Genomic DNA, 7,805 nt, shown 5'->3' with positions numbered 1-7,805 from the left:
GGGCTGCAAACTGGTAGCAACATATACTGTAACTGCCCTGGCAGCCCCTGGATCAGAGTGGTTTTACCGCTGAAGAGTGAGAAGAACGTACAAGGAATTACTTCAGTATAATTTTATCTTCCGGTTTGCTGCTGAGCAGGTCAATATCTGTTATCTTTTCCGGGAACCACACCATCATTTCCCCTTTACCCCGGTTGGCCCATGCATAATACGGGATAGCTGTAAACGTTTGTGAGGAGGTGGATACCTGTTCCCCGTTATTGCTCACTTTTACTACCGGTACCTGGCTGGTGATAACGGTTACGCCGTTCAGCAGCTGCGGACGCCAGGCAGTGGCAAAAACGGCTTCGGAAGGGATAATGATGTTGCCGGTGCTGCCGTTGTTATCGGCCCATTCGCCGCAATAGATCAATGGGCCGCGTTGCAGGGCCACCTTGCCGGCGTCCTCTTTTACGTGTTCATTTGCTTTTATCTTCCTCACTTCCATTGGCAGCACTACTTCCACCCGGTCATTTTTTTTCCAGGTACGTGCAAGCACGGCATATCCTTTTTCCATGTGGTAAGTTACCGGAACGCCGTTTACCCGGATCACCGGGGGCGGGGTATTGTTGCCGGCAAAAGTGTATAAGCCGGAAGGAACGGCGGTATTCTGCGCCCATCCGGGGATACGTACCAGGAAGTTGAATGCCGCCGGTTTTTTGGCGGGAGAAATAGTGAACACCAGGTTGCCGTTCCAGGGATATTGATTTTGCTGGTTAATAGCAACGGTGTGGCCGGCTACTTTCAGGGTAGCGCTGCTGGCAACAAAAAGATTTGCATACACATTACTGTCTTTTTGTGCATACACATAACCCGGGATGGAAGGGATCAGGCGGGTGAGGTTGGTAGGGCAGCAGGAGCACTCAAACCAGCCTGCACGTTCAGGTTCCAGTTGTTTGTGGGTAAAGGAATGCTTTACCTGCATGGCGTTGCTGTAGAAAAAAGACTTACCATCCAGTCCCAACCCGGAAATCAGCCCGTTGTACAACATCTTCTCCAAAACATCCATATACTTTGCATCCCCGTGCAGCAGGAACATCCGGTAATTCCAGTACACGCCTGCAATGGCCGCGCAGGTTTCATTATAGGCCGTGGTATTGGGCAGTTCGTAGTTGTTGCCAAACCGTTCCCCGGAAGGCACTGCGCCCAGCCCGCCCTGTACATACATTTTGTAGGATACCATGTTCTGCCAGATGGTATCTACCGCCTGGAGCAGGCTTTTATCGCCGGTGAGAGCAGCTACGTCCGCCATGGCGGCGTAAAGGTAGCCCGCCCGTACCGCGTGGCCTTCCGCTTCATATTGCTCGGTAACGGGCTTATCGTCCTGCCAGTAGGCCCCGCTTTTCCAAGGGTCTTTACTGTTGCGGTCGTAGCCGTTATAATGACCGCGCTCTTCAATAAAGAACTTTGCCGTTTCCAGGTAAGCGGCTTTGCCCGTAATGCGGTACAGCTTTACCAGTCCCATTTCCACAATTTCATGACCCGGCGCTACCTGTCTTTTACCCGGGCCGAATACGCTGCAAACCAGGTCGGCATTTTTAAGGGCGATGTTCAGCAGCGTTTTTTTACCGGTGGCATAATAATGGGCAAAAGCGGCTTCGTACAGGTGGCCGGAGTTGTACAACTCATGGCTCAGCTCCCGTTCCCTTACCCATCTTTCCGGTCCGGCCCACGCATGTGGGGCCGCGGGGTTAATGGTACGGGCGGTATACAGGTAGCCGTCCGGTTCCTGCGCCCTGCCCACTTTTACGATCAGGGAATCAATATATGCTTCCAGTTTTTTATCGGGGAAAAGGCTCAGGGAAAAAGAAGCCCCTTCAATTGTTTTATAGATATCAGTATCATCAAACGGGAACGTAGTACAGAACTTCCCTGAATGGGCTGCCGCCATCTCAAAATTCTTTACCCTGCCGGTGTTTTCACAACGTTCAAATGACGCGGGAATAGTTACCAGGTGATTGGTACGCAGGCGTGGCAGCCAGAAGCTGTCAGTGAGCTGTACCGAAGTGAAACCAACTGATTTTACGGGATAATCCTTTACCTGCGCCCATGCAGTAGACGCTGCGCAGATACCGATAAAGAGGCATATCTTTTTCATAAAGAACATTATAACGTGAAATTTATCCAGATAATGAGGCGCCGGGTCAACAGCTTTTTCCTGTTCCCCTGTACCGCGGACGAAAAATAGTGATTTTTATTTATTAATCGTCAAATTGACAATTAATTTTCCGGGCACATGGATGTACAATACCTATACAAAGGAACCTGCCTTCCGTGAAGCAGGCGGAACAAATCATCTTACAAAACTGTTATCTGCCATAAATAACTATAAAGAAGAGAAACTTACAATACGGCAACAAAATTGCCTTCACTTTTTTACAGCAAAGATCATATTATGAAACATATTGTTGTTATAGGCGGTGGATTTGCAGGAATTAACCTGGTGAGGAAACTGGCCCGCAAAGAAGAATTTACGGTTACATTGGTAGACCGGAATAATTATAATTATTTTCCCCCGCTGGTATACCAGGTGTCTATGGCGTTCCTGGACCCCACGGATATCAGCTACCCGTTCAGGAAATTGCTGCGAAAAAACAAAAATGCCCGTTTCGTGATCGGGGAATTTCTGAAGGTAATACCGGAAGAGAAAAAAGTGGTACTTTCCACTACTACCCTGGAATACGATTACCTGGTGCTGGCATATGGCACCGCCACCAATTATTTTGGAATGGAAAATGTGCAGCGCAATGCCATGCCCATGAAAACAGTGAATGATGCACTGGAACTCCGCAATCACTTCCTGCAGATAATGGAAGAAGCCGCGCTTACCACCAACCCGGAAGAAAGAACAAAGCTGCTCACCATTGTAGTGGTAGGGGGCGGGCCCACCGGCGTGGAAGTGTCCGGTCTGCTGGCAGAGCTGAAAAAGGAAGTAGTACCGAAAGATTATCCTGAAATAGCCGGCAAAGGATATGAATCGCATATTTACCTGGTAGATGGCATTCAAAAAGTGCTGGCCGCCATGAGTGAGCAGTCGCAACGCGACGCATATAACGCGCTTATCAGGATGGGGGTGGAAATAAAGCTGGGCATGCAGGTAAAAGATTATGTAAATGATACAGTGATCTTTTCCAACGGGGACACCATTGCTACCAAAACAGTGGTATGGGCGGCAGGTGTAACCGCTCCTGTTGCAGAAGGTATTCCCGCCGAATGTTATGGCCGGGGAAAAAGACTGCTTGTAGACGAGTTTAATGAAATAAAAGGGTTGAAAGATATTTACGCTATAGGCGACATTTGTTTGCAAACCACTGATCCTGCATTCCCCGACGGGCATCCGCAGCTGGCCCAGGTGGCCATCCAGCAAGGCACCCGGCTGGGCGAGAATTTTGCGGCGCTTGCAGCCTCCAAACCCCTTAAACCTTTCCGTTATTTTGATAAAGGTAATATGGCTATTATAGGCCGCAATAAAGCAGTGGCAGATATCCCCAAACCTAAACTTCACTTCAAAGGCTTTATCGCCTGGTTTATCTGGCTTTTTATTCACCTCACTTTCCTCGTGAGCTACGGCAATCGTTTCAAAACATTGTATAACTGGGTGGTGGCTTACTTTACGAAAGACCAGTCGCTCCGCTTAATAATACGACCGCTGAGAAAGATGAGATGACCTGGATTATTTATTTTTGAAAGCCGGTTTACAACTGACATACAGCTGTCACCACCCGTTTGGATCTTTGTTTCATCAAATAAGCAACTATGAAACAGATCTTCTTCTTTTTAACGATCGCTGTTATAACAGTATCTGCCATTGGACAACCTAAAACAAAAACCTATATGTACACTGTAAAGCCCTTCAGAATTAATGTACAGGAAACTGTACTGAACGATCTCCAAAACCGGCTCCGCCAAACCCGCTGGCCTGATGCCCCGGATAGCATTGGCTGGAATTATGGCACAGACCCCGTGTTCCTTAAAAGCCTTGCTGACTACTGGCAAAATGGTTACGACTGGCGCAAACAGGAAGCTGCGCTCAACGAAATCCCACAGTTCACGGCAGAAATAGACGGGATGACCATTCACTTCCAGCACATCAAAAGTAAAAACCCCCATGCCAAACCTTTATTGCTCCTGCATGGATGGCCCGATTGCTTTTACCGCTATCACAAAGTGATTCCTTTATTAACAGGAGATTACGACATAGTGGTGCCTTCCATTCCCGGTTTCGGTTTTTCCAGTCATGTAGCCATGACAGACGACGGCTCCGCCAAAATTATCGCAACGCTGATGAAAGATGCGCTTGGCTACAAAACTTTCCTGGTGGCAGGAGGGGACATAGGTAGCAACATCGCTAAGTCTATCGCCAATCTTTATCCTGAAAACGTAGCTGCTGTTCACCTGTCGGACGTTGGGTATCCTAATGGTTCGGAAGACTGGAGCACCATGTCTAAAGCCGAGCAGGAGTTCGGACAGTTTATTCAGCAATGGTGGTTCAGGGAAGGCGCCTACGCCATGCTGCAGGCTACCAAGCCGCAAACGCAGGCTTTTGGATTAAATGACTCTCCTGTAGGTCTTGCTTCCTGGATCATCGAGAAATTCAAAGCCTGGAGTACACAGGATGGTACTATTGAAGATCATTTCACAAAAGATGAACTGCTTACAAATGTTATGATCTATTGGGTAAGCCAAACAATTAATTCGTCTATGCGCACCTATGCTGTAGGCGCTTTTCAGCAGCTGGCTTCCGGCCAGAAAGTAAATGTACCTACAGGGGTTGCCATATTCCCCGGTGATGCTCCAACGCCGAAGGAATGGGCGGAAAGAAAAGTGAACCTGCAACAGTTTACGGTGATGGAAAAAGGCGGCCACTTTGCAGCATTGGAACTGCCGGAACTGTGGGTGAAGGAAGTAGACGGGTTTTTTAAAAGCAACGCGGTAAAGTAAGTGTATACATCAACCGGAAATGAAAAGGGGCAGGTGGCAAAGCGCCGCTTGTCCCTTAAAGCGTTTCAGCTATTGTTTTTTTAACTGTCAAGAAACTTTTTTTTGTAGTTGAACGGAGATGATTGACGGTGCTGTTTGAACTTTCTGTGAAAGAAAGCCATACTACCGAATCCGCATGAATAGGCAATTTCAGCAACAGACAGGTCGCTGTCGATAAGCAGCTTACAGGCCATAGCAAGCCGGTATTCTGTAAGATAGGTGGAAAAAGCCTTCTTCATCGTTTTACTAAAAAATCTTGAGAACGATTCTTCTTTCATGTTGCACAGGGCAGACATTTCAGAAAGTGTAACAGGTTTGTGATAATGAGATTTAACATAACAGATTATTTTTTCGATTCTTTGGTTTGTTTGCAGGTTTAGTTCGTTGGCGAAGCTGATTTCGCAGATACGCTGAGAGGTTGGTAATTTGCATATTTCTTTCAGCAGGTCCAGTAACAAAATGTACCTGTCCAGTGGAGCTGAGCGAACAATGGCAAGAAGCCGCTTTTCCAGGCTGGGGAACAAGCCGGCGTTGAGCAGGATCCCATGACTGGAACGGGCCAGCAAATCAGCTATTGGCTGAAATTCGGGCAGGTCCGGAAACAGGCCGTCTTTCCATTGAATGACTATTGAATGGGCTGTTTCGGAATTGTTTTCGGGGTTCTTCCAGCAATGTGGCACATTCCCTTTAAGCAGCACAAAATCGCCCGCCTCAAACGGGTTTACCTGGTTCCCCACATACCTTAATCCCTTGCTGCCTTTGATGTAGGTGAGTTCATTTTCCGGGTGAACATGCCATGGAGCGTCAAATACCTGGTCGCAGTACTCAAAAGCATGGATGGAATAGCCATCGGGTGGTGATATATGTTCAAACTGCGCTTTCATACGGGAGATGATCTTCCATTTTTCTCATTGACAAGATAGGATACAATCTGGTTATAATAGTTGTCACTTTTTAAGAAAGACCAGGTTAATTTCGTTTTGAACAAAATTAGAATAAAACATGGAACATATGGAACTATCACAGGATCTTGCTGATTATAATTATTTGGTTTCGGATCTTTTTGAAGTGCCGGCATCCCCGGAAGAATGGGGGAAATACAGGTTGACAGATGATCAAATATCCTATTTTAACAGGTATGGTTATCTTTCAAATGTTAAGTTGCTCGACGAATGGCAGGTTGACCGGCTCAATCGTGAGCTTACAGAGATCCAGGACCCTAAACATCCCAGGCACCACTTGTTTTACGAGTTTCATTCGAATGAGTCCACAGACCCCAATACGGTGATTTTTCATTCCCTGGGACATTGGAGGATCACTCCCGGCTTTCATGATATACTTTGGAACCCTGCATTTGTAATGGCTGCAAGCCAGTTGCTCGGAAATGTAGCTGTCAGGTTTTGGCATGACCAGTTATTTTGTAAACCGGCCAGGCATGGGGGAGTGGTTGCATGGCACCAGGATTATTCGTATTGGACAAGAACAGTTCCAATGAATCATTTAACCTGTTGGGTTGGCCTTGATGATGCTTCAAAGGAGAATGGCTGCCTGCATTATATTCCCCAAAGCCACCATTGGGGCTTATTGGACAGGCCCGTTTTAACCGGGGAGATGGATGATTTGAAGGGCCTGTTAAGCGAAGAACAAAAACAGGCGTTTCATCCGGTTGCCATTGAAATGAAGAAGGGATATGCTTCTTTTCATCACCCATTATTAGTGCATGGCTCATATGAAAATTTTTCAGACCGCAGCAGGCGGGCGTTTGTATTGAACGTTTTTGCCGACGGCGTAATGTCCAATAGCAACGAGGCGGTATTAAAAGGAGTGCCGGCCATTAAAACCGGCCAAAAAATGGAAGGGAAGTTTTTCCCTGTCATTTATGATCCGGCCGGGTTAACCAATGGAAACCAGGCAATATGAAAATAAAATATTTATGCCCTTTCTGGGGAAGTGAAACTATTGGTCCTGAGGTCTTCGTTGAGCGGGTTATGGAAGCGGGTTTTGATGGTGTGGAAATAAATCTGCCGGATAACGAAGACCATCGGAAGAAATTGGTAAGATATTTAAATGATAACAGGTTGCTTTTTGTTGCCCAGCAATATTTGCCTTCGTTGAACGAAGATTTTGCAACCTATAGGAGGCGTTATATAAGGCGGCTGGAAGAACTGGCCGCTTTGGGACCGTTATTTATCAACTCACATACGGGTAAGGATTTCTGGTCTTTTGCGCAGAATTGCCAGCTTATTGAAGATGCATTTTTGATTCAGGAAAGTACCGGTGTGCCGGTTTATCATGAAACGCACCGCGGGCGCTTCACATTTCACCCGGCCCAGCTGCTACAGTTCCTGGACAGGTATCCTGCGTTAAAAATTACGGCGGATTTTTCACATTGGTGCGCGGTGTCTGAGAGCTTTCTCGAAGATCAGCGGCCCAGCCTGGAACGCGCCATACAGCATACCGGGCATATTCATGCGAGGGTGGGCCATACGCAATCGCCGCAGGTAACTGATCCGTTTGTACCGGAATGGGAAGCTGCCCTGCATACATTTGTGAACTGGTGGCAGGAAATTATTCAGTTCAACAGCAGCCAGGGTAACACGCAAATGTGTATTTGCCCGGAATTTGGACCTGTTCCGTATATGCCATCCCTGCCCTATACCAATCAGCCGGTTAACAACCAGTGGCTGTTGAATGTGAAAATGAAGGATTTTCTGCGCCGGGAATTATAATGGAAGGTTCACCGAATGTAAGTTGTCCGTGGTACGGCACAGCATTCAAACCACAGT

Annotated in this window: 6 protein-coding genes; 4 read left to right on the top strand and 2 right to left on the bottom strand. The window is 47.2% G+C overall.

Annotated features, from left to right (window positions below; genetic code table 11):
• Positions 1 to 97: 97 nt before the first annotated feature.
• Positions 98 to 2,137, bottom strand: a complete 2,040-nt coding sequence (locus VN105_RS13045; protein WP_325641531.1) for a glycoside hydrolase family 127 protein — start codon at positions 2,135 to 2,137, stop codon at positions 98 to 100.
• Positions 2,138 to 2,434: 297 nt separating this feature from the next.
• Here VN105_RS13045 and VN105_RS13040 point away from each other — a divergent pair, with 297 nt between their 5' ends.
• Both VN105_RS13040 and VN105_RS13035 read left to right on the top strand, forming a co-directional pair.
• A complete protein-coding gene (locus VN105_RS13040; RefSeq protein ID WP_325641529.1) occupies positions 2,435 to 3,706 on the top strand; it encodes an NAD(P)/FAD-dependent oxidoreductase in 1,272 nt (423 codons plus the stop codon).
• A gap of 89 nt (positions 3,707 to 3,795) precedes the next feature.
• A complete protein-coding gene (locus tag VN105_RS13035) occupies positions 3,796 to 4,980 on the top strand; it encodes an epoxide hydrolase (protein ID WP_325641527.1) in 1,185 nt (394 codons plus the stop codon).
• A gap of 80 nt (positions 4,981 to 5,060) precedes the next feature.
• Here the strand turns inward: VN105_RS13035 and VN105_RS13030 are convergent, their stop codons facing one another.
• Positions 5,061 to 5,903, bottom strand: a complete 843-nt coding sequence (locus tag VN105_RS13030; RefSeq protein ID WP_325641525.1) for an AraC family transcriptional regulator — start codon at positions 5,901 to 5,903, stop codon at positions 5,061 to 5,063.
• 127 nt (positions 5,904 to 6,030) lie between these two features.
• Here VN105_RS13030 and VN105_RS13025 point away from each other — a divergent pair, with 127 nt between their 5' ends.
• Together VN105_RS13025 and VN105_RS13020 are read left to right on the top strand one after the other, a co-directional pair.
• Positions 6,031 to 6,939: a phytanoyl-CoA dioxygenase family protein gene (locus tag VN105_RS13025; RefSeq protein ID WP_325641523.1), complete on the top strand. Its 909-nt coding sequence runs from the start codon at positions 6,031 to 6,033 to the stop codon at positions 6,937 to 6,939.
• Positions 6,936 to 7,748 (top strand): sugar phosphate isomerase/epimerase family protein, encoded by an 813-nt coding sequence (locus VN105_RS13020; protein WP_325641521.1) that lies wholly within the window; start codon positions 6,936 to 6,938, stop codon positions 7,746 to 7,748. The genes VN105_RS13025 and VN105_RS13020 overlap by 4 nt, the downstream gene beginning before the upstream one ends.
• Positions 7,749 to 7,805: the final 57 nt, after the last annotated feature.

Origin of the sequence: Chitinophaga sp. (assembly GCF_035564935.1) — a bacterium.
Taxonomy (GTDB): Bacteria; Bacteroidota; Bacteroidia; order Chitinophagales; family Chitinophagaceae; genus Chitinophaga.
The sequence above is the reverse complement of the archived record's forward strand: the minus strand, read 5'-3'. Positions and strand labels throughout refer to the sequence as shown.